The organism is Devosia geojensis (assembly GCF_000969415.1).
GTDB classification, from domain to species: Bacteria; Pseudomonadota; Alphaproteobacteria; order Rhizobiales; family Devosiaceae; genus Devosia; species Devosia geojensis.
On sequence record NZ_JZEX01000113.1, the window covers coordinates 24,314 to 49,005 of the forward strand.

Annotated in this window: 20 protein-coding genes and 2 tRNA genes; 17 read left to right on the top strand and 5 right to left on the bottom strand. The window is 65.2% G+C overall.

The genetic code is table 11. The features are described from left to right. The first annotated feature begins 94 nt into the window (after positions 1–94). The 8 genes from VE25_RS12135 to VE25_RS12170 all read left to right on the top strand — a co-directional run bounded on the left by VE25_RS12135 (position 95) and on the right by VE25_RS12170 (position 7,012). Positions 95–511: a VOC family protein gene (locus VE25_RS12135; RefSeq protein ID WP_046108895.1), complete on the top strand. Its 417-nt coding sequence runs from the start codon at positions 95–97 to the stop codon at positions 509–511. 129 nt (positions 512–640) lie between these two features. Next, positions 641–1,105, top strand: a complete 465-nt coding sequence (locus tag VE25_RS12140) for a YcbK family protein (RefSeq protein ID WP_046108896.1) — start codon at positions 641–643, stop codon at positions 1,103–1,105. Between the two features lie 73 nt (positions 1,106–1,178). After that, positions 1,179–1,253 (top strand) — tRNA-Glu (locus VE25_RS12145). Positions 1,254–1,313: 60 nt separating this feature from the next. After that, positions 1,314–1,388, top strand: a tRNA-Glu gene (locus tag VE25_RS12150). A gap of 165 nt (positions 1,389–1,553) precedes the next feature. After that, positions 1,554–1,925, top strand: coding sequence for a SpoIIAA family protein (locus VE25_RS12155; protein ID WP_046108897.1), 372 nt, complete (start codon positions 1,554–1,556; stop codon positions 1,923–1,925). A 319-nt stretch (positions 1,926–2,244) separates the two neighbouring features. Further along, positions 2,245–3,858 (top strand): OpgD/OpgG family glucan biosynthesis protein, encoded by a 1,614-nt coding sequence (locus tag VE25_RS12160; RefSeq protein WP_046108898.1) that lies wholly within the window; start codon positions 2,245–2,247, stop codon positions 3,856–3,858. Positions 3,859–4,034: 176 nt separating this feature from the next. After that, positions 4,035–5,768 carry a glucans biosynthesis glucosyltransferase MdoH gene (gene mdoH, locus VE25_RS12165; RefSeq protein WP_046108899.1) on the top strand — a complete coding sequence of 578 codons (1,734 nt, stop codon included), beginning with the start codon at positions 4,035–4,037 and terminating at the stop codon, positions 5,766–5,768. Further along, the gene (locus tag VE25_RS12170; protein WP_201776082.1) at positions 5,765–7,012 is read left to right on the top strand and encodes an OpgC family protein; all 1,248 of its coding nucleotides are present in this window, start codon (positions 5,765–5,767) and stop codon (positions 7,010–7,012) included. Before mdoH ends, VE25_RS12170 begins: the two co-directional genes overlap by 4 nt. 188 nt (positions 7,013–7,200) lie before the next feature. Here the strand turns inward: VE25_RS12170 and VE25_RS12175 are convergent, their stop codons facing one another. Both VE25_RS12175 and VE25_RS12180 read right to left on the bottom strand, forming a co-directional pair. After that, positions 7,201–9,147, bottom strand: a complete 1,947-nt coding sequence (locus VE25_RS12175) for a DUF5054 domain-containing protein (protein ID WP_046108900.1) — start codon at positions 9,145–9,147, stop codon at positions 7,201–7,203. Positions 9,148–9,151: 4 nt separating this feature from the next. Then, positions 9,152–10,219 (bottom strand): LacI family DNA-binding transcriptional regulator, encoded by a 1,068-nt coding sequence (locus tag VE25_RS12180; protein WP_046108901.1) that lies wholly within the window; start codon positions 10,217–10,219, stop codon positions 9,152–9,154. 266 nt (positions 10,220–10,485) lie between these two features. On the opposite strand from VE25_RS12180, the gene VE25_RS12185 reads away from it, so the two are divergent. The 9 genes from VE25_RS12185 to VE25_RS12225 all read left to right on the top strand — a co-directional run bounded on the left by VE25_RS12185 (position 10,486) and on the right by VE25_RS12225 (position 20,187). Further along, entirely contained in the window at positions 10,486–11,820 is a 1,335-nt protein-coding gene (locus tag VE25_RS12185; RefSeq protein WP_052731927.1) for an extracellular solute-binding protein, read from the top strand. 68 nt (positions 11,821–11,888) lie between these two features. Further along, positions 11,889–12,767 carry a carbohydrate ABC transporter permease gene (locus tag VE25_RS12190; protein WP_160299984.1) on the top strand — a complete coding sequence of 293 codons (879 nt, stop codon included), beginning with the start codon at positions 11,889–11,891 and terminating at the stop codon, positions 12,765–12,767. Between the two features lies 1 nt (position 12,768). Continuing rightward, a complete protein-coding gene (locus tag VE25_RS12195) occupies positions 12,769–13,614 on the top strand; it encodes a carbohydrate ABC transporter permease (protein ID WP_046108903.1) in 846 nt (281 codons plus the stop codon). Positions 13,615–13,622: 8 nt separating this feature from the next. Next, complete coding sequence (locus VE25_RS12200) at positions 13,623–15,038, top strand: CehA/McbA family metallohydrolase (RefSeq protein ID WP_244466913.1); 1,416 nt, start codon at positions 13,623–13,625, stop codon at positions 15,036–15,038. Between the two features lie 335 nt (positions 15,039–15,373). Further along, positions 15,374–16,522 (top strand): extracellular solute-binding protein, encoded by a 1,149-nt coding sequence (locus VE25_RS12205; RefSeq protein WP_046108904.1) that lies wholly within the window; start codon positions 15,374–15,376, stop codon positions 16,520–16,522. Continuing rightward, positions 16,519–17,403 carry an ABC transporter permease gene (locus VE25_RS12210; protein WP_046108905.1) on the top strand — a complete coding sequence of 295 codons (885 nt, stop codon included), beginning with the start codon at positions 16,519–16,521 and terminating at the stop codon, positions 17,401–17,403. Before VE25_RS12205 ends, VE25_RS12210 begins: the two co-directional genes overlap by 4 nt. Positions 17,404–17,405: 2 nt before the next feature. Continuing rightward, complete coding sequence (locus VE25_RS12215) at positions 17,406–18,233, top strand: ABC transporter permease (protein WP_439328908.1); 828 nt, start codon at positions 17,406–17,408, stop codon at positions 18,231–18,233. An 18-nt stretch (positions 18,234–18,251) separates the two neighbouring features. Beyond that, positions 18,252–19,343: an ABC transporter ATP-binding protein gene (locus VE25_RS12220; protein ID WP_046108907.1), complete on the top strand. Its 1,092-nt coding sequence runs from the start codon at positions 18,252–18,254 to the stop codon at positions 19,341–19,343. Further along, positions 19,336–20,187: a glycerophosphodiester phosphodiesterase gene (locus VE25_RS12225; protein ID WP_046108908.1), complete on the top strand. Its 852-nt coding sequence runs from the start codon at positions 19,336–19,338 to the stop codon at positions 20,185–20,187. Before VE25_RS12220 ends, VE25_RS12225 begins: the two co-directional genes overlap by 8 nt. Before the next feature lie 8 nt (positions 20,188–20,195). On the opposite strand, the gene VE25_RS12230 is transcribed toward VE25_RS12225, so the two are convergent. The 3 genes from VE25_RS12230 to VE25_RS12240 form a co-directional block, all read right to left on the bottom strand. Continuing rightward, on the bottom strand, positions 20,196–21,020 hold the full coding sequence (locus VE25_RS12230; RefSeq protein ID WP_046108909.1) for an inositol monophosphatase family protein: 825 nt from the start codon (positions 21,018–21,020) through the stop codon (positions 20,196–20,198). A 239-nt stretch (positions 21,021–21,259) separates the two neighbouring features. After that, positions 21,260–22,783 (bottom strand): threonine ammonia-lyase, biosynthetic, encoded by a 1,524-nt coding sequence (ilvA, locus tag VE25_RS12235; RefSeq protein WP_046108910.1) that lies wholly within the window; start codon positions 22,781–22,783, stop codon positions 21,260–21,262. A gap of 11 nt (positions 22,784–22,794) precedes the next feature. Next, positions 22,795–24,519, bottom strand: a complete 1,725-nt coding sequence (locus VE25_RS12240) for an ABC transporter ATP-binding protein (RefSeq protein ID WP_046108911.1) — start codon at positions 24,517–24,519, stop codon at positions 22,795–22,797. Positions 24,520–24,692: the final 173 nt, after the last annotated feature.

Consider the following 24,692-nt stretch of genomic DNA (forward strand, 5'->3'; position numbering starts at 1 on the left):
TTGTTTGGGGCTCCCCGACGACGGCCTCGGTTGCCCGGCCCGGCTGCGGTTGCTAGAGGTTCGGCCACGTCAGCCCGCAAGCAAGGAGCACGTCATGCAGTACCTGCACACTATGGTGCGCGTCACCGATATCGAGGAGAGCCTGCGTTTCTATTGCGAGGGCCTCGGGCTCGAGGAAGTCCGGCGCACCGAGAACGAGAAGGGCCGCTACACCCTCATCTTCCTTCGCGCGCCCGGCGATACCGGCGGCGAGGTGGAGCTCACCTACAACTGGGACCCGGAGACCTATACCGGCGGGCGCAATTTCGGGCATCTCGCCTACCGGGTGAAGGACATCTACGGGCTCTGCCAGCACCTGATGGACATGGGCGTGACCATCAACCGGCCGCCGCGCGACGGCCACATGGCGTTCGTGCGCTCGCCGGACGGCATCTCGGTCGAACTCATCCAGGACGGGCACCTGCCCCCGCAGGAACCCTGGGCTTCGATGCCCAACACCGGCGCCTGGTAAATGGTGTAAACCATTCGCTAACCAGCAGGATTAGCCGCTGGTTAGCGAAACTCATCGTATTTTAGCGTTCTCGACAGACCGGCCGGCCTTTGTTGCGCCGCGGCCACACCCGGTACTGGGAAGACGCTCATGCGAATCCTCATCTCCGCCCTTGCCCTCGTCCTGGCGCTCGCCGGCTGCGTGCCGCTCGCCATGTTCGCCGACAGTTCCGGCTCGGCCTATCGGGGGCTGCGCTCCGACTGGGGCACCTACGTGTCCAGCCGCGAAGTCAACGCGCTCTGCCTATCGCCGAAGCTGCGGCTGGCGATCTGGGACTTCGAGGGGCACTTCGGCAAGAAGGTGGTGATGAGCTCGGGCTACCGGGACGACCACCACAATTCGAGGGCGGGCGGCGCCAGCGATTCCTTTCACACCAAATGCATGGCGGCGGACTTCCACATCCCGGGCGTACCCAAGGAACAGCTCATCGCGTTCGCCATGCGCAACGGCTATGTGGGCGGGCTCGGATGCTATCCCGGACGGCAGTTCATCCACATCGACGTGCGCGATCGGCCGCGCGGCTACACGCGTCCGGTGACCTTCAGTGGCTGCTGAACTTTCTCCACAAGCGGTCCGCAAATGGGGTTGCGCATCAGGGGCAACCTCACTATACGGACGCAGCGCTCAGGCGCCCTTCGTCTATCGGTCAGGACGCCACCCTTTCACGGTGGAGAGAGGGGTTCGATTCCCCTAGGGCGTGCCATTCTAAACTACTACTTGCGGCCGTGAGCGTCGGCCTTATATAAGACCGTGCTTGCCACAGGCGCCCATCGTCTAGCGGTCAGGACACCACCCTCTCACGGTGGGGACAGGGGTTCGATTCCCCTTGGGCGTGCCAAGCACTCGATTATCCTGAAGTAGCGACCTGAATAGCTGTCCGGGGAACCGGACGGCGGTTTTGTCGTGCCTTCCTCCTCCGATGGTCCGCATGCGGGAACGACAGTGCCCGGGAGGCGTTGCGTCCCTTGCAACCACAGTGTGATTCTCAAGGACGGAGAGAGACATGATCCAGGTCATTTCAGCACCCGAGCACGTCGCCGCATTCCATCTGGCCGGCACGGTCACTGCCGACGACTACGACAAGATCATCCCCGAGGTCGAAGAGAAGCTGCAGAACCATGAGGACATCGGCATCCTCGCCGATCTCACCGGGCTCGAGGACATGACCGGCGGCGCGCTGGCGCGCGATTTCCAGTACGGCCTCGGCAAGCTCGGCGAGATGCATCGCTTCAAGCGCGCGGCAGTGATCTCCGACAAGCAATGGATCAAGGCGGCCACGGAGATTGCCGACAAGGTTTTCCCGCAGGTCGAGGCCCGCGTCTTCCAGAAAGACGAGAAGGACCAGGCAATGCGCTGGGTTTCCGATATCCACTAGGGACTTATGAAGAGCCCGCCGGGTAGGCCAATACGCCGCAGGCGTTCCAGGAACCGGGAGCGCCGCGGCGCGTTGTGTGCGGAAATCGGGCCACACCAAGGCCTTGACACAAATCGGACACATATGTCGGCGAATGCGCCGGCCATGCGCGAGCCGAAGCTTGTGCTGTTTATCAGCCGACGTGGCTAACGCACTGATAACGGGGAAAGAACGACGGATGCAGATAGCGCATATCAGCCATGCAACAACCGCTTCATAAATCCCGGAGTTAGTCGATATCTGCTGGCATAAGCTGCCTGCCACATAAAAAGAGCGTCACGTGCAGACCACCCTATCCCCTACCTTTTCACGCCGCAGCCTTCTTCAAGCCTTCGGCGTCGGCGTCGCCCTTCTCGCGTCAACGGCCCTCACCCGTCCGGGTTTCGCCCAGGAGGGGCCGGCCGCGGCCGAGCCGTTCGAGTTCTCGTTCGACATTCTGACCGAGATGGCCCGCGAGCGCGCCCAGCGCGAGTACCGTCCCCTGATCGAGGACCTTCCGGCCTATGTCGAGGAGCTCGACTACGACTCCTATCGGCGCATCAACTACCGGGCGGAGCGCGGCAAGTGGGCCGACAGCGACAGCCCCTACCACCTGCAGGCCTATCACCTGGGATGGCTCTTCAAGGAGCCGGTGCATCTCTACGAGGTGCATGACGGCATGGCAGGCGCCTTCGTTTTCACCGCCGATGATTTCGAGTTCTACGACGACGACGTGGCCGCTACCGCCGCAGGCGTGGTCCTGCCGGGCGTCGCGGGCTTCCGCCTCAACTATCCGCTCAACACGCCCGAGACGTTCGACGAGCTGATCTCGTTCCTCGGCGCCAGCTATTTCCGCGCTCTAGGGCGCGGCAACTCCTACGGGCTGAGCGCCCGCGGGCTGCTGATCAATTCCTGGCGCGAAGGCCCCGAGGAATTCCCCCGCTTCACTGACTTCTACGTCGAGCGCCCGGTGCCCGGCCAGCCGATGACCATCTACGCCGCGCTCGACAGCCAGAGCGTGACGGGCGCCTACCGTTTCGTCATCACGCCGCCGAGCGAGGAGGTGCAGGAGACGCTGGTGGAAGTGACCGCGCGACTGTTCTTTCGCGCCGACATCCCCGAACTCGGCATCGCGCCGCTGACCTCGATGTTCCTCTATGCCGAGGCCAACCGCTCGGACTTCGACGACTACCGGCCGCAGGTGCATGACAGCAATGGGCTGTTCCTGCGCCGCGCCAACGGCGAGCCGATGTGGCGGGCGCTCAACAACCCGCCCTCGCTCGGAAACTCCTATTTCGGCGACACCAACCCCCTCGCCTTCGGGCTCGAACAGCGCGGCCGCTCGTTCGAGGAGTACCAGGACGCCGGCGCGCACTACGAGCGACGTCCGTCGCTGCGGGTCGAGCCGATCGGCGAATGGGGCGAAGGCTCCGTCCGTCTCATCGAGGTTCCGGCCGATCTGGAGGCCGAGGACAACATCGTGGCGTTCTGGGTTCCGGCCGAGCCTGCAACCGCAGGCAGCTCTCGCGAGTTCTCCTACCTGTTGCGCTGGGGCGACATCCTTCCCGATTCCCCCGACTGGGGGCATGTGGTGGAGACCCGCGCCGGCCAGGGCGGCGTATCGGGCGTGGAGAACGCGACGAGCCTGCGCAAGTTCGTCGTGGACTTCGCCGGCGGTCCGCTCGCCGACCTCGATGCGGAAGCCGAACCGGAGCTGGTCGCCCAGATCTCGGGCGCCACGCTCCTGCATTCGACCGTTTCGCGGATCGACGCCAACGGTATCTGGCGCGCGGTTCTCGATGTGGACGTGGAAGGCAGCGACCTCGTCGAGCTTCTCGCGTTCGTTCGTGACGACACCGGTCGCAAATTGACCGAAACCTGGCTCTATCAGTGGAGGGCGCGGCATGAGGCGTGATCTCGGCGATCTGACCGTGAGGCCGGAATATCAGTTGCCGGACGCTCCTTTGCCCATGCCGACGCAAGTTCTCGAGCAGGCGCATCGCAGGTCATGGTTTGGACACCTTCGATCCCTGTGGGTGTTGCTGGCGGTCCGCGACTGACGCGGCCGCCCGATAGAAGAAAGGTGGCAGGATGAATACCGCCGCAGCCAACAGGGCCAAACTGCTCGGCGCATCGGCGGGCATCTCGCTGCTCGCAACCTGGCTCTTCATCCAGTTCAGCACGCCCGGCGGCTTCAACGCCGTCGACGGGCTGCGCGTGATTCTGGTCGCGGTCAGCGCATTCTGGCTGAGCTGGGGCGCGCTGCTCGGCGTCGCCGGCCTCTTCTATCGCCCCCAAGGCACTGGGCGCGTGCCGCTGACGCCGCCGCTCGGGCGCTGCGCGGTCGTCGTGCCGATCTACAATGAGGATCCGGTCGCCACCTTCTCGCGCATCGCGGCGATGAGCGCGGGGCTCAGCCGGCTCGGGCTGCACGAGCAGTTCGATTTCGTCGTGCTCTCCGACACCAATTCCATGGACGTGGCGGCCGAGGAGGTCGTCTGGTTCGACCGCCTGGCAAGCCAGGCGAAGGCCCAGGGGCATTTCTTCTATCGGCGGCGTGAGAACAATGCCGGGCGCAAATCCGGCAATATCGAGGATTTCATCCGCCGGTCGGGCGCGGCTTACACCTATGCCGTCATCCTCGACGCCGACAGCCTGATGAGTCCCGAAACGCTGGTGCTGCTCGCCAGGCGCATGGATGCGGACCCGCGGCTGGGCCTATTGCAGACGGTGCCCAAGATCATCGGCGCGCGCACGTTTTTCGGACGGGCGATCCAGTTCAGCGCCAGCTACTATTCCTCGATCTTTGCACGCGGCATTACTCTGGTGCAGGGCGAGCAAGGCCCGTTCTGGGGCCACAACGCCATCGTGCGGATGGCCGCGTTCGCGGGCAATTGCGGCCTGCCCAAGCTTTCCGGTAAGCCGCCGTTCGGTGGATTGATCCTCAGCCACGACTACGTGGAAGCCGCCCTTCTCGCCCGCGCGGGCTGGAAGGTTCAGGTCGACCCCGAGATCGAGGGCTCCTTCGAGGAAGGGCCCGAGAACATCATCGAATATGCCAAGCGCGACCGGCGTTGGTGCCAGGGCAACCTGCAGCACGGGCGGTTGCTCGGGGCGCCGGGGCTGCACTGGTGGAACCGGTTCACGTTCCTGCAGGGCATCATGGCCTATCTCGGCTCGCCGGTGTGGCTCGCGTTCCTCGTCGGCAGCATCATCTCCGAGGCGATGCCGCGCACGAGTTATATCACCTTCAGCCAGCAGCTGACCTCGAGCATCGCCGCCTGGTGCCTCGTCGGGCTCATCACCTCGCTCCTGGTGATGCCCAAGCTCCTCATCATCGCCTGGGGTGCGGCGAGCGGCGAGAACCGCAAGTTCGGCGGCACGAAGGCCGTGTTCTTCTCGGCCATCACCGAGATCGTGTTCTCGAGCCTCATCGCGCCGATCACGCTTCTCATGCAGTCGCGCTCGGTGTTCCAGGTGCTGTTCGGCATCGACGGCGGCTGGCCGGCGACGAGCCGGGACGAGCGCAGCCTCACCCTGCGGCAGTCCTGGGAGGCGAGCTCGTGGATCGTGATGGCCGGCGCCCTGGTGCTGGCGACGGCCATGGCGCTCGCGCCCTACCTCATGGTCTGGCTGCTGCCGGTGATCATCCCGATGGGGCTGTCGCCGCTCCTCATCGCCTACAGCTCCATGGTCTCGGACGGCCGCGATGGCCTGCTGCTGATGACCGCCGAGGAATATTCCGTCGCCCCGGCGATCGATGCGCGCGACAAGGTGCGCAACGACTGGCGGACCGCGTACCTCGAGCAGGGGGCACGTTCGTGACGCAGGAGTCCCGCGACATCCCCGCGGCCCTCGCTCCGGTCATGAGGGCGGGCGCCGCGCCGATCCCGGACGCCGCGATCAAGGAAGCCGCCGGTCCTCCGGCCGTGCCGACGACGCTGGCGGTCGGCCGGGACCTGCGCATCGACATGTTCCGGGGCCTGGCGCTGGTGATGATCTTCGTCAACCACGTGCCGGGCACCGTCTACGAGCGGTTGACCAGCCGCAATTTCGGCTTTTCCGACGCCGCCGAGGCGTTCGTGCTGATGTCGGGGATCGCGGCGGGCCTCGCCTATTCGCGCGGGTTCGCCAACGGCTTCAACTGGCCGGCGGTAGCGAAAGTCTGGGCGCGGGCGCGCCAGCTCTATCTGGTGCAGATCGTCATCACTGTGATGGCGCTCGCCGTCTTCGCGGCGGCCGCCTTGTGGTTCGACCGGGCGGAGATGCTGGCCAAGAACAACGTGGCGGCGCTCTTCGAAAAGCCGCTCTCGGTGATCATCGGCATTCCGGCGATGACGCACCAGCTCGGCTATTTCAACATCCTGCCGCTCTATATCACGCTGCTGCTGGTCACCCCTGCCCTCATCCTTCTCGGCGCGAAGAAGCCCTGGCTGCTGCTGGGGCTTTCGGTACTGCTCTGGGCGGTTGCCGGCCACTTCCGCCTCAATTTCCCCAATTTCCCGAATCCAGGCGGCTGGTTCTTCAATCCGTTCTCCTGGCAGATCCTCTTCGTCACGGGGCTGCTCGCCGGCATGGCGATGAAGCAGGGACGCACGTTCTTCACCTTCAATCCGACGCTGTTCTGGGCGGCGGTCGGCTACCTCGTTCTGGTGCTGATCTGGGCGCGCACGCCACCGGTCGGCCAGATCGGCTGGGCAGCGCTCAATGGGCTGCGCGATCTCGGCGCGCCTTTCTATCTCGTCGGGTTCGACAAGACGTTCCTCTCGCTTCCGCGGCTCTCACATGTCCTGGCGCTCGCCTACGTGCTGGCATCGCTCGCCAGCGTACGGGCGTTCGCCGGCACCGCCTATGCGCAGCCGCTGATCCTGCTCGGCCGCTACGGACTGCCGGTCTTCGCCACCGGCTCGGTGCTCAGCATGGTGCTGCAGGCGGTCAAATCCGGCACGATCGGCAACCCGCTTAGCGATGGCGTGCTGATCGCAGGCGGCCTTGCGGCGCAACTCGCCCTCGCCTGGTGCCTCTTCAAGACCGACGAGATGCGCGGCGGCAAGAAGAAGGCCGGCTAGGTGGTGCAGACAGTTAGGTGCTGGAAGTATCCACAACCACCGGGTCGTTCCCGCAAAAGCGGGAAACTCTGTTTCCCTCCCAGCGCTGCAAACGGAGGTCCCCGCTTTCGCGGGGATGACCCGGTGGTGGTTGCAGAACTGAGAAAAACAGGCTGCAGGCGAAACCCACCACGACTCCTGCAGGCAGCTTACTCCTCAACCGCCAGCACGAATCTGACCGTCAGGTCGCCTTCCCACCACATAGGGAAGTTGGTGCCCCATTTGTTGTTGTGGAGGTTGAAGCGGATGCCGCCTGAAAGGTTCGGCAGCTCGGGCGCGAACGGCATGAAAGGCGAGCCGGCTGGCGTGACGAGCGGCGAATCGAGAGGCTCGACGGTCAGCGAGCCGGTTCCAAGTTCTGCTGCAACCGCCTCGACCGCCTGGAGCTGACCACCGCCGCGGCGCGCGATGCGCTCGCCCGGCTGCCAGAGGCCCATCTTGCGGTAGCGCCAGCCGGAAGCGCCTTCCGGTGTCAGGGAAACGAAGCTCGCCTCGGGCATGCGGTTGGCGGGCTTGTTGCGCAGCGTCAGGCGCAGAGCCAGGTGCGTGTCGCCGAGCGCCTCGACAGCCAACTCGATTCGTTCGGGCGCGCCGAGGGTCCGGTGGGCTTCTTGCGGCATGGCGAGCACGACAACGGGCTGGCCGTCGATCCAGCCGCCGCCGACGCGGCGCGGGGCGAAAGCGGCATGCCGGGCCGTGCGGGCGCGATGGAGGCCGGGCTTGTCATGGTCGAGAATCGCCCACTCCGCCCGGTGCTGGAGATAGCTGTCGAGATGCGCCTGCAACGCGGCGCTGTCGTAGCTCTCGTAGCGATAGGCGATGAGCGGTCCGTCGCGGCCAGCAAGACGGGCGCCGGTGGGCGATGCGATCGACATTACGTCGCCCGTCTGCGGATCGAGATCGAGCCGCCAGCCGCCCACCTTCATAACCTGCATCTGCTCATCGAGAAGATCCGGCGCCACGGGCGGCTCCAGTTCGGCGAGATGGTCTTCGGCGAGGCGGCGGTCCGATGCGGGGAGCTCGGCAATCGCGGCGTCGAGATACGCGCGCTGCTCGGCCCATGACGCTTCGGCATAGGCAAACCGGTAGTCGTTCGCCCGCGCCGCCTCGAAGGCGGGCCGGTCCCAGGCCTCCTCGTCGCGCAGGTACGACTTGATGTCGACGCCCCAGGTGTGCTCGGCAACGAGCGCGAGGCCTCGCCCGAAGGCGCGGCGCGCGGGCGTGAGCCCTTCCACGTCGAATCCGTCGTAGAGCCGCTGCAGCTGCCTGAAGCGGGCCAGCTTGATGGGGTCGCTCCCTGCCCCATGGATCCAGCTGTCGCCGATCTCGATGTCGACGACCGGGAACTCCTCGCGCCGCTCCCACATCAGCCGGCCGAAGGCGTCGAGGGTCGAGGCCCGCACCGCGACGTCCGGATATTCGTGGGCCATGTGCCGGTGCACGTCCACGGTCTGCGGCACGCTCTGCGGACCCATGTTGTCGTTGGTGTGCGCGAAGCTGAGACCGACTTCGCCGCCGGGGGCGAATTGCGTCGCGCCATAGGAGTTCTGGTACATGACGACCACCTCCTCGCCCGTGGGCGCGCGCCAGCGGAAGAGGTCCGGCACGTCGGGGACAGGACTGGCGGTATTGACGCCGAGGTGGAGGAAGCGCACGCCGGCCTCGGCCAGCAACGGCACCATGCCCAGCGTGTGGCCGGGCACGTCGGTCATCTTGGCGGCGATGGTCTCCCGGCCGAAGCGTTCGTCGAGCTCGCGGGCGATCGACAGGCCCGCCCGGAAGAGCGCCGGCGACATCAGCTCGGTATGAGTGGTGAAGGGCAGCGCGTGCCAGCGGATGAGGCCGCGTTCGATGGCGCGCTCGAGGCGCTTTACCTTCTCGGCGTCCTGGGTCTGCAAATGGTCCCAGATCAGCCAGGCGCCCGTCGTCCAGATGAAGCGCGGGTTGTCCGGATCCTCGGCGTAAAAGTGCTCGCCAGTCGTCAGCGCCTGCGGAATGAACTGCTCGTGGTACTGCCGGCGGACCTTGGCGGCATGGTCGGTGAAGCCGATGTCGAGATGGGTCTTGAAGACGAGGTGGATGGTTCTGTCGCTCAATATGTTACCCGCGCTTGCCGACCGTGCCGCGCACGACGAGGCGCGTGGCTATGGTCTCTTCCATGGGGGGCACGTGCGGGTTCTTCAGCCTTCTGAGGATGAGGCGGACGAGGGCTTGCACGCGCTGATCGATATCCACCTTGACGGTGGTCAGGTTGTAGCTTTTCCAGTGCGCCTGCTGGATGTCGTCGAAACCGACGACCATCACGTCCTCGGGCACGCGCAGGTTCAATTCGTGACGCAAGGCGTCGATGATGCCGAAAGCGCCCACGTCGTTGGCGGCAAAGATCGCGTCGGCTCCGTCGCCGAGGCGAAAGAGGTCGAGGGTGGCCGAATAGGCGGTGTCGTAGGTGAAATCGCCGGGAAAGAGCACGGGATCGGGCAAGCCCCTCTCGCGCATGATCGAGCGCAGCGTCTCCTCGCGCGCGACGCTCGCCAGCGATCGCGACAGACCGGAAAGATAGGCGATGCGGCGCGCACCGTATCCCTGCATCATGGCGACGGCCTGCTCGATCCCGCCGCGGGTCAGGATGTTGAGCCTGTCGAAGAGCAGACCTTCGTCCTCGCGATCCCAGTACCCGTCCCCCGCGGTCTGCGGATAGTCGATATAGATCGGCACGGCGCGGTCGAGCACCTTGGTCAGGGTCCGCGGCCGCACGTTCTCGGTAAAGGCGATGACCGAATCGGGGTTGAACCCGCGCATGTAGGTCAGGAGCGTCGGATCGATGCTGTAGTCGGTGCGGGTCTTGAAGAGGAGCGTAGCGAATCCTTCGTTCTGGAGAGCGGCGGTCAGCACGTCGATCTCCTGGCTCTCCCAGGGACTCCAGACGTCCGGCACGATAACGCCGACCAGGTGCGAGCGGCGGGTGACGAGGGCGCGCGCCGCCCGGTCGGGCGCGTAGCCGAGGGTCTGCGCCACATCGAGGATATGGGCGCGCTTTTCCGGCTTGATGGACGCATCGGGATTGAACGCGCGCGATACGGCGACGCGCGACACCTTGGCGATCCTCGCCACCATTTCCGCGGTGGCGCGCTGAGGCCGCTCCGGCGTGTCCGGCTTTGGATCAGTCATCACGGCACTCAATGCAAGCGTGTACAAAAATCGGAAATCGCCGGCCTGCGATCGGTTTGGCGCACGTCATGCAGGCGTTACCGGCCTGATGATATGACGCAGTTTTCATGAATATTCCATGACATGTTCATTGTCACGATACGGGTTGACGAATGAACACGTGTTCATTTTACTGTCATGCGAGCGGCGTATGGGAGGCGCCGCCGCTGCGACGGACCCGTCGAGGCCCGCGCGGCATTTCATTCCTGCGGGAGAGGAAAAACATCATGAAATCGGTATATTCCGTCAGCCTGGCAGCCCTCGCCACGGCGCTGATGGCCGGCACCACGCTTGGCGCCGACCTGCGCATCCTGACCGCCGTCACCGGCGGCAAGGACGCCGCCGAGCACGAGCTCTTCGTCCAGGAGCTCGAGCAGCACCTCGGCCTCGACATCGAGATGGTCAAGCCGGCGGCGGACTACAACAATGTCCTGTTCACCTCGCTGGCCAGCGGCGAGCGCTACGACCTCATCTACGGCGACTCCAAGATGCTGCCCCAGCTCGTCGAGCAGGGCGCCGTCACGGACGTGACCGACCTCGTCGCCGGCTCGGCGGTGCTGGCGGACGTCGCCGTCATTCCGCAAGCCGAGTGGGACCTCTTCGACATCGAAGGCCGCAAATGGGGCGTGCCCAACAAGTTCGAGGGCGGCACGCTGCCGACCGTCCGCCAGGACTGGCTCGAGGAATTCGGCATGGAAGCGCCGGTGACCCTCGACGATTGGACTGAATTCTTCCGCCGTGCCAAGGAAGAAAAAGGCGCCTACGGCCTGTCGCTCTCCAAGCTCTACGACATCCAGGGCTTCATGTCGGCGGCGGGCGTCAAGGCCGGCTATGTGCTGGTCGACGGCAAGCGGACCATCCCCTATGCCTCGGACGAAGCCGCCGAGATCTACGACTGGTTCGGCATGCTCTCCGAGGAGGGCCTGCTCGACCCGAACTTCACCACCAACGGGTCGGCCGAGTTCCGTAACCTCTTCATGACCGATCGCGTCGCGGCCGTGACCTATTGGGATGCATGGGTGGGCCTCTTCAACAACATCATGGCGACGGACCACCCCGATTCGCCCTTCGAGGCCAAGGGTGTGGCGGGCGTGCCGGGACCCGACGGCGACATTATCCTGCGCCGTGGCGATGCCTCGCTCTGGATGATTCCCGCCAATGCCGAGCATCCCGAGAACGCCATCAAGTTCCTGGAGTTCTGGCACTCCGAGCCCGGTTACATCATGGGTACGCTCGGCGTGAAGGACGTGGACTACACCGTCACCGCGGACGGCGGGTACGAGCTGACCGAGCAGGGCCAGGCCCACGGCATGGACCACGGCTCGCCGCGCGTCGCCTCGACCACCTGGGAGCCGCCCTTCCCGCCCCTGCCGGGCGTCGAGGACGCGCAGGCGATCATCATGGAGCACGCGACGACCGAGTACCTGCCCTCGTCATGGGCCGAAGCCGAAGCGATCGTCCACAAGCATGCCTTCCCGGCCATGCTGGGTGAGACGACCGGCGCCGAAGCCGTCGCCGCCATGCGCGACGAGCTGCTGGCAGCGGGCCTCATCGACGAATAAACCCTCCTCAACCGTACCGCTCCCGCCGCCAAGGCGCGCGGGAGCGGCGACCCGCGCCGCGAATGCCCATGCTCGCTCAAATCCAGCGCCACTGGTTCCTCTACGTGCTGATCGCGCCGATCATCGCGTATTTCTGCGCGTTCCTGTTCTACCCCATGGGCCAGGGCGTCTTCCTGTCGTTCCAGAAGGCGGGGCTGCTGGGGCCGGTCGGTTTCATCGGCTGGGAAAACTACCAGAAGGTCTTTTCGACCCCGATGGTGTGGCAGACGATCTGGAACACGCTGATCCTTTCGGCCGGCATCACGTTCTTCGGCGTGCTGCTGCCCATCGTGCCCGCCATCGCGCTCGCCGAGGTCTTTCCGGACTGGGTGAAGCGCGGGCTGCAAACGATCATCTACACGCCCTATCTCTTCTCCTGGGTCATCATCATCGGCATCTGGTCGAACACGCTCTCGCCCATCGGCCTGGTCAATTCGCTGCTGGTGCAGTCGGGGCTCATCGAGCAGCCGATCACGTTCTTCGCCAGTCCGGTCTGGGCGCGCCCGATGGTCATCGGGCTGACGGTGTGGAAGGACATCGGTTTCCATGCGCTGATCTACCTGGCCGCGCTCCTGTCGCTCAATCCGGATGTGCTGGAGGCGGCCGACATCGACGGGGCGAACGGCTGGCAGAAGATCAAGGACATCGTCATCCCGCACCTGATGCCGATGATCAAGGTGGTGTTCCTCATCACGCTGCTCGGGTCGCTGCGCACTTTCGACTCCGCCTTCCTGATGCTCAACGGACGCACCGCCGACCAGATCCGCACGCTGGCGATCTTCACCTATGAGCGCGGCATCCTCAATTTCGACCTCGGGGTGGCGAGCGCCGCGGGCGTCGTGCTGCTCGCCGTTTCACTCATCATCGCCGGCATCGCCCGGCTGATCCTGCGCGAGCGGGAGGCCTGAGATGCTGAGAAGCCGCCCGATCACCATCCTGTCCTTCGTGGTGCTGATCGCGCTCGCGGCGACCATGGTCGTGCCGCTCTGGTCGGTCGCGGCCACCGCCTTTTCCACCAAGTTCGGCTCGCTGCAGCCGGGCGTGATCCTCTGGCCGAACCCCTGGTCGCTGGAAGGCTTCGATACGCTTTTCCGGCGGCTCAACTTCCTCCTGCCCTTCGCCAACACGTTCTATGTGACCGTGGTGGGCACGATCGCGCACGTCCTGCTCTCAGCGCTCGGCGGTTATGTGCTGGTGCATGAGGAACTGCCCGGCCGGCGCATCATCGCGGGCATCATCCTCCTGACGCTGACGATCCCTTCACAGGTGATCCTGGTGCCGCTGTTCGTGGTGTTCAAGCAGTTCCAACTGCTCAACACGCTGCTGTCGCTCATCGTCTCGGAACTCGTCTCGGCTTTCTCGATCCTCTTGATGAAGACCTATTTCGAGCAGGTGCCCAAGACCATGATCGAGTCGGCGCGCATGGATGGGGCGGGTCACTTCAAGCTGTTGAAGGACTTCTATTTCCCCCTGGCCCTGCCTGGCGTCGTGACCGTCGCGGCGTTCCAGATCGTCCATAAGTACAACCTCTTCATCGAGCCGCTGCTCTTCATCCGCGATCCCCAGAAGGTGACGCTGCAGATCGCGTTGCAGTCCGTGATCCTCGGGGAGAGCTCGACGTCGACCAACGACTTCATCGCTCCCAACGTCACGATGGCCGCCATCGTTCTCGCCCTCATTCCGCTGCTGATTTTCTATCCTTTCATGCAGCGGTATCTCGTGCGGGGGCTGACGCTCGGCGGCGTCAAGGAATGATCGCCCGAATGCCCACCGCGCCCGCCATGTTCACCGCCACCATCACGCTGGCCGACCAGGCGGCCAACCCCTACTACTATGTGCCGTTCGAGGTGCCGGCGGGCACGACGCGCATCGACGTGGTGATGGACTATCCCAAGGCCGAGAACTGCGTGATCGATCTCGGCGCATTCGACCCGCGCGTGACGGACTACCCCTCCCAGCAGGGTTTCCGCGGTTGGAGCGGGGGCGCGCGCGACCGGTTCTTCATCGCGCTCGACGATGCGACGCCCGGCTATGTGCATGGCGAGATCCCGCCCGGCCGCTGGCAGGTGGTGCTGGGGCTCTACAAGATACCGGCGCGGGGCGCGACGGTGACGCTGACAGTCTCGCTCGACAACGCGCCGCGCGCCCTCGCCCCGCAGCCGGTGCGGACGCACCCGGTGCGCAAGGGTGCTGGCTGGTATCGCGGGGACCTGCATTGCCATACCTGGCACTCGGACGCCAAAGGCTCGCCCGAGCTGCTGCATGCGGCGGCAAAGCAGGCCGGTCTCGATTTCCTCGCCGTCGCCGATCACAACACCATCACGCAGCGGCGCTATTTCCATCCGCACTCCTCGCCGGACCTCGTCTTCGTGCGCGGCATGGAGGTGACGACCGCCGAGGGACACGCCAACGTCTTCGGCGTCGACGACTGGATCGATTTCCGCATGACGCGGCCGACCGACGCGCACACCCTCGCCCGGCTGGTGCACGAGCGCGGCGGGCTGCTCTCGATCAACCACGACAAGCCGCCGATCCCCTGGAGCTACGAGCTGCCGGCCATCGACTGCATGGAGGTCTGGCAGGCCAACTGGTTCAACTGGAACTGGGTCTCGCTCGAGACGTACCAGCAGCGCCTGGCCTCGGGGCTGCGGATCAGCGCCATCGGCAGTTCCGACTACCATCAGCCCGACCGGCTGCTGCCGGAAGGTCCGTTCGTGCTGGCGCGGCCGACGACGGTCCTCTGGCTGCCCGAGCTTTCCGAGGACGCGGTGCTTGCGGCGATGAAGGCCGGACGCGGCTATGTGACCGAGAGTCCGACGGGTCCGCACCTCGCCGTCACCATCGCCGGGCACCCGATGGGGTCTGCGGTGCCGGGCAGGACGGTGACCGCCGAAGCGGAGGTCAACGGCGCGGCCGGCGACAGGCTGGTATGGATCGACGCTACCGGGGTCGTCGGCGAGGAGACGATCGAAGGCGATTTCCGGAAAGCCGAGTTCACCGGCACGCCCTCGCGCTTCCTTCGTGCCGAGATCATCGCCGAGGCCAGCAGGCCGCGGCTGATGGCGGAGTTTGCCGCCGCGCTCGGCGAGAAGCCGCTGCCCTGGGGAATTTCGCAGGCCGACCTCGAAACCCGACCGCTACGGCGCGCACTGGCCAACCCGATCTATATCGACGATTGATCGGTGGAACCTCCGCTAAAACTGGAACATATGTTCTAAACAAGGAAACAGCATCAATCACAATTGGTTGAAGCAGAAATCCGAACCTTTAGCTCAGGAAACCGCATTTCCGGGCGGCAAGCGAACGAAAGATGAGGTGGTGTAACAATAGTGTCTTGGATTTGTGTTTTGTCCGCGTCCACCGCTGCCGGCAGAATCCTGCATTTTCAGCTTGCAGCCGGCGTTCACCGGTCCATACTCTAACGAGTGAAGACCGGCGGAAGATCGGTCGAGATCAGGTGGCGGAATGGTCCGCCATTTGGAACAAATGTTCGAAGGAACAAGGGAGAACTACAATGAAACGGCGTGAATTCATGCTTGCGGCCGGTGCGGTCGCCGGCGCCACGATGCTGCCCCGCCTCGCATTCGCCGAAGCCGGCCGTATCGACTGGTACACGAGCTCGGACTCCAACATCCTCGACTTCTGGGCCAATACCGTTAAGCCCGCCTTCGAGGCCGCCAATCCGGGCGTCACCATCAATCTGGTCGACGCGGGCGACGGCGCCGGGGTTCTGGCCATTGCCGAGCGGGCGATCGCAGCCAAGCAGACCAATACCGATCCGCAGGCCGATTTCTTCGAATCCGCCGATGCGAAGCTCCCGTCGGGGGCCATCGATGCGGGCATCTACGTGAACATGAAGGAAGCGGGGCTTTCCAACTACAGCAAGGTGAACCCGCTCGCCATCGAGAGCGACTACAGCCTTCCCTATCGCGGCTCGCAGGTTTTGCTGGCCTATGACAGCACCAAGCTCTCCGCCGCCGACGCGCCCAAGAACTGGGACGATCTCATCACCTGGATCAAGGCCAACCCCGGCCAGTTCATCTACAACCGTCCGGACAAGGGCGGCTCGGGCGGCAATTTCGTGCGCCGCGCCATCCACCAGGCGAACGGCCTCGATCCGTCGCTCTTCACCGTCGACAACTACACGCAGGAGTTCGGCGACGAAGCCCTGGGCAAGGCGTGGGCGATCCTCTCCGACATCGCCCCCTCGCTCTACGACAACGGCGCCTATTCCTCGGGCAACACCCAGTCGATCCAGCTTCTGGCGCAGGGTGTGGTCACCATGGTGCCCGTCTGGTCCGACCAGGTGCTGCAGGCCATCGACCAGGGCGTGCTGCCCGCCGAAACCGGCCTCGTCCAGCTCCAGGACCTGGCGCTCTGCGGCGGCTTCACCCGCTCGATCGTGCTCGACAACGGCGTCAACCGCGACGCAGCGCTCAAGCTTGCCGACTTCATCCTGTCCGAGGAGATACAGTCGGCGATCCTGACCGAGCTCGGCGGCTTCCCCGGCGTTTCCTGGGACCACGTTTCGGCCGAGCTGCGCGAGCGCTTCGCCGATATCGTTCCGAACACCATCCCGACCTTCCCCAGCGGCCAGTGGGACACGGCCATCAGCGACGGGTGGTACCGGAACGTGGCTCCCAACGTCGATCGCAACGCGTGACCGCCGTTTCGCAGGCCAGCGCCCGGCCGCTCGACCAGGGCGAAAACCGCAGGAGGCCATATGGCCTCCTGCTCGTCGCCGCGCCGGTACTGCTGGTCGCGTGGCTCGTCATCTGGCCGATCGTCTCGGCCGTCGGCCGCACCCTCTTCCAACGCAGCGATGAGGGTGCGATCGAGTTCACGCTCGACACCTACCTCTTCTTCTTTTCCGACCGCTACAGCCTCGACAACCTGACGGTGACGCTGTGGACGACGGGCATGTGCGCGCTCCTGCTTTTCGTCATCTGCCTGCCGATCGCGCTCTACCTGCGCTTTTCGGCCGGGCGCCTGCCTGCCTATGTGCAGAGCCTCGCGATCTTCCCGATGTTCGTGCCCTCGATCATCCTCTCCTACGCGTTCATCCGCGTGCTGGGGCCGAACGGCATGGTCGACATCCTGCTGAATGCGGTGGGCCTGCCCAAGATCAGGACGCCTTATCTCACGCCCTGGGGGCCGGTCATCGGCCTCGTCTGGGACAATATTCCGCTGACTGTGCTGATCCTGCTTTCGGGCCTGGGGAACGTTTCCAACCAGGCGATCGAAGCCGCGCGGGATGTCGGCGCGCGCTGGGGCCAGGTGCTCTGGCACATCATCCTGCCGCGGATCGGCAACTCGATCCTCGTGGCGCTCTCCTTCTCGGTGCTCGGCATCTTCTCGTCCTTCACCCTGCCCTATGTGCTGGGGCCGGCGGCGCCCGAGATGATGGGCCCCTTCATGCAGCGTACCTTCCGCGACGTGAACGATCCGCAGATGGCCATCACCCAGGCGGTCATCACCTTCGGCTTCTGCATTGTCTTCGGCCTCTTCTACGTGCGCTCGGTCGCGCGCAACCAGGGGAAATGAGCATGGCCGCGACCCTTCCCGCTCCACGCGGCCGGATCGATTTCGTCGGCATCGGCTTTGCGATCGCCCTCTCCGTCGCCATCATCTTTCCGCTGATCGTCGTCGGCACCTGGGCATTCACCGAAGTCTGGCGCTATCCCAACATCGTGCCGCAGCAGTTCGGGCTGCGGTTCTGGAACCAGACCCTTTCCCGGGCGGACGTATGGTCGGCGCTGACGCTCAGCCTACAACTGTCGACAGTCGTCACCCTGCTCTCGGCGGCGATCTGCCTGCCGGCGGCCTATGCCTTCGCGCGCATGACCTTTCCCGGGCGGAATGTGCTCTTCTTCTCGTTCCTTGCCGGCCACGCGTTCCCCAAGTTCGGGCTCCTCGTCGCCATCGCCGCGATCTTCCTGCAATTGAACCTCATCGGCACGTTCTGGGGCGTGGTGCTGATCCAACTCGTGGGCACCCTCCTCTTCATGATCTGGATCCCGGTCGCCGCGTTCCAGTCGGTCGACCGGCGGATGGAAGAAGCGGCGCGCGACGTCGGCGCCTCGCCGCTCCGCGTCTTCTGGTCGATCACCCTGCCGCAGGCGGGGCCGACGATTGCGGCGGCGGTGCTGCTCTCGTTCGTCGGCACGTTCTATGAGACCGAGGGCGCCTGGCTTATCGGCGCGCCGGGCATCCGCACCATGCCGGTGCTGATGATCACCTTCATCAACAATCAGATGGTCATCCAGTACGGGGCCGTGCTCTCGGTGCTGCTCTGGGTGCCCTCCTTCATCGCGCTGATGTTCGCACGCCGGGTCATCGGCGGCGGCGCGTTCGCGCGCGGCTTCGGCGGCTAGAATAGAAAGGTCCCGGCCATGGCTCGTTTGGACATCGCCAACGTCTCCAAGCTCTTCGGCAGCACCAAGGCTGTCGACGACTTTTCCATCACCGTCGAGGACGGCGAGCTCGTCTGCCTTCTGGGGCCTTCAGGGTCGGGCAAATCGACACTTCTGCGCATGATCGGCGGCTTCGAGAAGCCGACCTACGGCTCGATGACCATCGACGGCGAGGAGGTGATCCACCTGCCCCCAGAGAAGCGCCCGACGGGCATGGTGTTCCAGAGCCATGCGCTCTGGAGCCACATGAACGTCTTCAAAAACATCGCCTTTGGCCTCAAGCTGCGTCGCCTGCCCAAGGCCGAGATCGAGCGTCGGGTGGAGGCGGTGCTCGAGCTCGTGGGGCTCTCCGGCTATGGGCAGCGCCTGACGCACCAGCTCTCGGGCGGCCAGCAGCAGCGCGTCGCGCTCGCCCGCTCGCTGGTGCTCGAGCCCAAGATCCTGCTGCTCGACGAGCCCTTCGCCAGCCTAGACCAGCACCTGCGCGAGCGGCTGCGCGAGGAAGTGCGCGACATCCAGCAGCGCCTGAAGATCACGACCCTCTTCGTCACCCACGCGCAGGACGAGGCGCTTTCGGTCGCCGACCGGATCGTCGTGCTGCGCGACGGGCGCACCGAACAGATCGCCCGGCCGGCCGAAGTCTATCGCGAGCCGGCGACCCCGTTCGTTGCCGGCTTCATCGGACAGATGAACCTCGTCTCGGGCGTCGTTGCTGACGGCCGCTTCGGGCACTCGGCCTTCAATGTGCCGGCCGCCGTCGCTGACGGGCCGGCAACGCTCGCGGTCCGACCGGAAGCGCTCGCCATAGCGCCGGCTTCCGGCGCCGGCATGGCCCATGTTCACCGGGTCACCGACTACGGCACGCACGCCATGATCGACGTCGAGCTGCCGGACGGCGAGCGGCTGAAATCCATGATGCCGACGGCGGATCAATGGACGCCCATGCAGAAGGTCGACCTCGTGCCGGGCGCCTTCGCGCTCTATCGCGACAACGGCGTCATCTATCGCGCCGATGCCGCTCTCGCACTGGCCAAACCCGCACGAAAGACCCGCAGTACAGTCCATGCATAGCGACATCTATATCGAGCGGAACGGCCACCGGACGTGGCTCAAGTGGCATCGCGCGCGCCGCCGCGGCAGCGATCCCGTATTCACCGGCCGGCGCATCCTCGAGGGGATGGCGGCCGGCGCCAGCGTCGAAGTCGACCTCGTCGTTCATGCCGACAAGGGCATGGCCGTGCTGCACGACCTGACGCTGGAGCGCGAGACAACGGGCGCTGGTCTGGTGCGCGAGACATCAGCCGAAGTGCTGCGGTCGCTCAACCTGCGCGGCAACGATGGCGCGCCGCTTCCCGACAAGGTGATGCTGCTCGAAGACCTCGCCGCGCTCCTCGCGCGCGACGGGTCGCACCCGGATGCGCTGCTGCAGCTCGACTACAAGGAGGACGCGGGCGCGCTCGATCCAGAGACGATCGCGAGCTTCACGACGGCGCTGGCGCCGGTCGGGCAGAACTTCATCCTCTCGTCGGGCGATGCGGAGGCTGTGGACCTACTCTCGGCCAACCTGCCCGATCTCAACATCGGCTATGACCCGTGCCACGGCGATGCCCTGGCACGCCTCAGCGCCACCGGCGACTTCGCCGGGTTCGTCGCCGAAGCCGTCGCCGCCTCGCCGCGCGCCGATCTCATCTATCTCGCCTACCCGGCCGTGCTGGAAGCCGAGGCGCGCGGCTTCGACCTCATCGCGGCTTTCCACGCCGCCGGCCGACGGATCGACGCCTATACCATCCAGCGCGCCGACGACGGCGGCGTTGCGGTCGCCGAGCGCTTGCTGGCGCTGAAGGTCGACCAGATCACCACGGACGATCCGGAGGGATTGGGAGCGGCGTTGGCGCGAGAGACGGAAACGGCGTAGCCACGCCCTTACCGGATCCCCTTGCCAGTATCCTTCCTCGGCGCGTCCTTGAGCTTTTCCAAGAGGTACGCGTGGCACTCGCGGTTGGCGACGATCACGGCGCCGGACCTCTCGTAGAATTCCGGGCCACGCCCCCACCAGTCGGTGACGACACCGCCGGCTTCCTCGACCAGCAGCACGCCGACGGCCCAGTCGACGAGGCCCGATTCCTCGAAGTAGCCGGTAAGCCGGCCGCAGGCGACATAGGCGCAGCTGTTGGCGCTCGAGCCGACGATGCGCACCGCCCCGATAGGGTCGCGGATGCGGTCGAGCCGATCGTAGGCGCCGGGATAGAGGAAGAGGTTGCTGGTCGGCAGGCCGGTGCCGACGGCGAAGAACTTCGGGTCCGCCTGCTTGCTCACCCAGAGCCGTTCGCCGTTGAGATAGGCGCCCTCGCCCTTGATGACGGTGAACATCTCGTCGGCGACGGGGTTGTAGAGCGCGCCGCACACCGTCTCGCTGCCGCGCCGCAGCGCAATCGAGATGGTGTAGTGCATGCCGTTGATGAAGTTGGTCGTGCCGTCGATGGGATCGACCAGCCAGCGGTGCTCGGCATCGGCGACCGTTACGGGGTCGAACTCCTCGCCTGTAAAGCTCCAGTCCGGATATTTGCCGATCAGACGCTTGCGGATGAGGAGCTCGGACTCCTTGTCGGCATCCGAGACGAAGTCGGCCGGTCCTTTGACGCCGATCTCGAGCTCGCGGAAGCGGGCGAAATAGCTCTGCGTCAGCGCACCCGCCTCGCGCGCGGCTGCAACCATATCGGCGAGCACGACGTCATAAGAAATCGGCATTGGAATCTCCCCCTGTCGGCTATGCCCATGCGGTCATGAAAGTCGTTTCAGCGCAAGGGGTTGGACGGCGATTTTGCGACGAAGATTCTGCCAATTCACGATCTTGCCGGAAAGCAATTGCTTCACACTCACCCGAGTCATTCCCGCGAAAGCGGGGACCTCCGTTTGCGATCCGGAAGCTTAAAACAGAGGTTCCCGCTTTCGCGGGAATGACCCGGTGGATGAGCGGGAATAGGCCTTCAACTGCGACTATCCAGGAAAAGCCGATACGCCGGATTGGCGGTCTCGTCCGAATAGTCGTAGCCGAGCTTGTCAAGCGCAGCGAGGAACGCAGGCCGTTCCGCCACCGGCACCTGGATGCCGGCGAGCACGCGGCCGTAGTCCGAGCCGTGGTTGCGGTAGTGGAAAAGCGAGATGTTCCAGTCCGGCTGCAGGCCCTCGAGGAAGTCGAGCAACGCGCCGGGGCGCTCTGGGAACTGGAAGCGGTAGAGCACCTCATCGCCAGCATCGGCGGCCCGGCCGCCGACCATGTAGCGCACGTGGAGCTTGGCGAGCTCGTTGTCGGTCATGTCGACGACGGGCAGATCCTCGGCCGCCAGCAAGTCGAGGATTTGCTGCTTCTCGCGGTCTCCGGCCTTGAGCTTGACGCCGACGAATATCTGCGCGGCGCTGCCGGTGGCGTAGCGGTAGTTGAACTCGGTGATGGCGCGGTCGCCCAGGAGCCGGATGAACGCCTTGTAGCTGCCAGGCCGCTCGGGAATGGTGACGGCAAGCAGCGCCTCTGCGCGCTCGCCGATCTCGGCGCGTTCCGCGACATGCCGCAGCCGGTCGAAATTGACGTTGGCGCCGGAGTTGATGGCAACGAGCGGGCCCTGTGGGGCCGCACCTTCGGCCACGTGCTTGCGCAGGCCCGCGAGCGCCAGCGCGCCGGCCGGCTCAGCGATGGCGCGGGTATCGTCGAAGATATCCTTGATCGCCGCACAGATTTCGTCGGTCGTCACGGTCACGATGCCGTCGAGAAGCTCCCTGCAGAGGCGCAGCGTCTCCTCGCCGACTTTGCGCACGGCGACGCCGTCGGCGAAGATGCCGACGCGCTCAAGCTCCACCGGATGCCCGGCGGCGATGGCCGCTTTCATGCTGGCCGCATCCTCCGGCTCGACGCCGATGACGCTGATGTCCGGACGCAGGAACTTCACGTAGGCGGCGATTCCCGCCGCGAGCCCGCCCCCACCGACGGGCACGTAGATGGCGCCGAGCGGGCCCGAGTGCTGGCGCAGGAGCTCGACGCCGATGGTCGCCTGGCCGGCGATGACGTCCGGATCGTCGAAGGGGTGGATGAAGACCAGTCCCTCGCGCTCGGCAATCCCGTTCGCGTGATCACGGGCCGCATCGAAATTGTCGCCGAAGAGCACGACCTCGCCGCCCATGGCGCGCACCGCCTCGACCTTGATGGAAGGCGTCGTCTTGGGCATGACGATCACAGCGCGCACACCTAGCCGGCCGGCCGAGAGCGCTACGCCCTGGGCATGATTGCCGGCCGAGGCGCAAATGACGCCGCGCGCCTTCTCATCTTCCGTGAGCATGGCGATGCGGTTGTGGGCGCCGCGGATCTTGAACGAGAAGACCGGCTGCAGGTCCTCTCGTTTCAGGAGCACATCGACGCCCAGACGTTCGGAGAGGCGCTTCATGCGCTCGAGCGGCGTTTCGACGGCGACGTCATAGACCGAGGCGGAGAGGATGCGGCGGATATAGTCGGGTTCCACTCGGTTTCTCCTCACGCCACCAGCGAGCCGAACTGGGCGCGGTAGAGGTGCGCATAGGCGCCGCCCCGGGCCAGCAGCTCCTCGTGCGTGCCCTGCTCGACGATACCGGTCTCGTCGACGACGACGATGCGATCGGCGTTCTGGATGGTCGCCAGCCGGTGGGCGATGACCAGCGTCGTGCGGCCCTCGGCCAGCTCGCCGAGAGACTTCTGGATGGCCTGTTCGGTGGCGGTATCAAGCGCGGAGGTCGCCTCGTCGAGGATGAGGATCGGCGGGTTCTTCAGGAACATGCGGGCTATGGCGACGCGCTGCTTCTGTCCGCCCGAGAGCTTGACGCCGCGCTCGCCGACGATCGTGTCGAGGCCCTCCGGAAGCATGGCGATGACCGGCTCCAGCCGCGCGCGGCGGGCGGCATCCATGATTTCCTCGTCACTCGCCCCCAGGCGGCCGTAGGCGATGTTCTCGCGCAGCGTGCCGCCGAAGAGGAACACGTCCTGCTGGACGATGCCGATCTGGCTGCGCAGCGACATCTGCGTCATGTCGCGGATATCGATGCCGTCGACGGTGATCGCGCCCTCGTCGATCTCATAGAAGCGCGGCAGCAGCGAGCAGATCGTCGTCTTGCCGGCGCCCGACGGGCCGACGAAAGCCAGCGTCTCGCCGGCCTTGACCGAGAGGTTGAGCCCGCTGAATACCTTGCGCTCGCCGGTATAGCCGAAGCTCACATTGTCGTAGACGATGTCGCCGTCGAGGTGATCGACCGCCCGCGCGCCCTTGCGGTCGGCAATGTCCGGCTCGGTCGCCAGCAGGTTGAGGTAGCGCCGGAACCCGGCGACACCCTTGGGGTAGGTTTCGAGCACGCTGGTGATCTTGTCGATCGGCCGGAAGAAGACGTTGATCAAGAGGAGGAAGCTCACGAACCCGCCATAGGAGAGGCTGCCGTCCATGACGAACCAGGTGCCGGCGACCATCACCACGACATAGATGAGGCGGGTCGCCAGGTACGTCATGGTGGTCGAGGCGGCCATGGCGCGGTAGCCCTCGAGCTTGGTGCGCCTGTAGCTCTGGTTGTCGGCCTCGAACATCACCCGCTCGTGGTCCTCGTTGGCGAAGGCCTTGACCACGCGGATGCCGCCGATGCTCTCTTCGATGCGGGTGTTGAAATCGCCGACGCGCCCGAACACCTGCCGCCAGACCGAGGTCATGCGCGCGCCATAGCGGCTGGCGAGCCACGTCATGAACGGCACGACCGTTGCGGTGATGAGCGCCAGCTGCCAGTTGATCGAGATCATCAGCGCCAGGGCACCGATGAAGGTCATGATCGCGATGAAGAGATCTTCGGGCCCGTGATGGGCGACCTCGCCCACCTCCTCCAGGTCCTTGGTGACGTGGGTGATGAGGTGGCCGGTCTTGTGATTGTCGAAGAAGCTGAACGAGAGCTTCTGCAAATGATCGAAGGCCTTGCGGCGCATGTCCGTTTCGATGCCGATGCCGAGCGCATGGCCCCAATAGGTGACGATCGCCTGCAATCCTGCGCTGACGGCGTAAATCGCGAGCAGCGCGCCGGCCGCCAGCAGGATCAACGCCCAATCCCCGCTTGGCAGCAGCCGGTCGATGAAGACCTGCACGGCCATGGGAAAGCCGAGCTCAAGCAGGCCGACGACGATGGCGCAGCCGAAATCGAGAAAGAACAGCCCCTTGTAGGGCGCATAGTAAGCGAAGAACTGGCGGATCATTTTTTCTGCAACAGGCGCGCGTCAGGGCAATGCAATTGCCCTACCCCCTAGCACCATCGTTCCGCAAGGTCAGCTTGAAAGATGATCAGGTTGATCAGCTTTAGTGAATGAAAGGCCCCTCACCCGCCCTTCGGGCGACCTCTCCCCCAAAGGGAGAGGTGAAGAGGGCACTT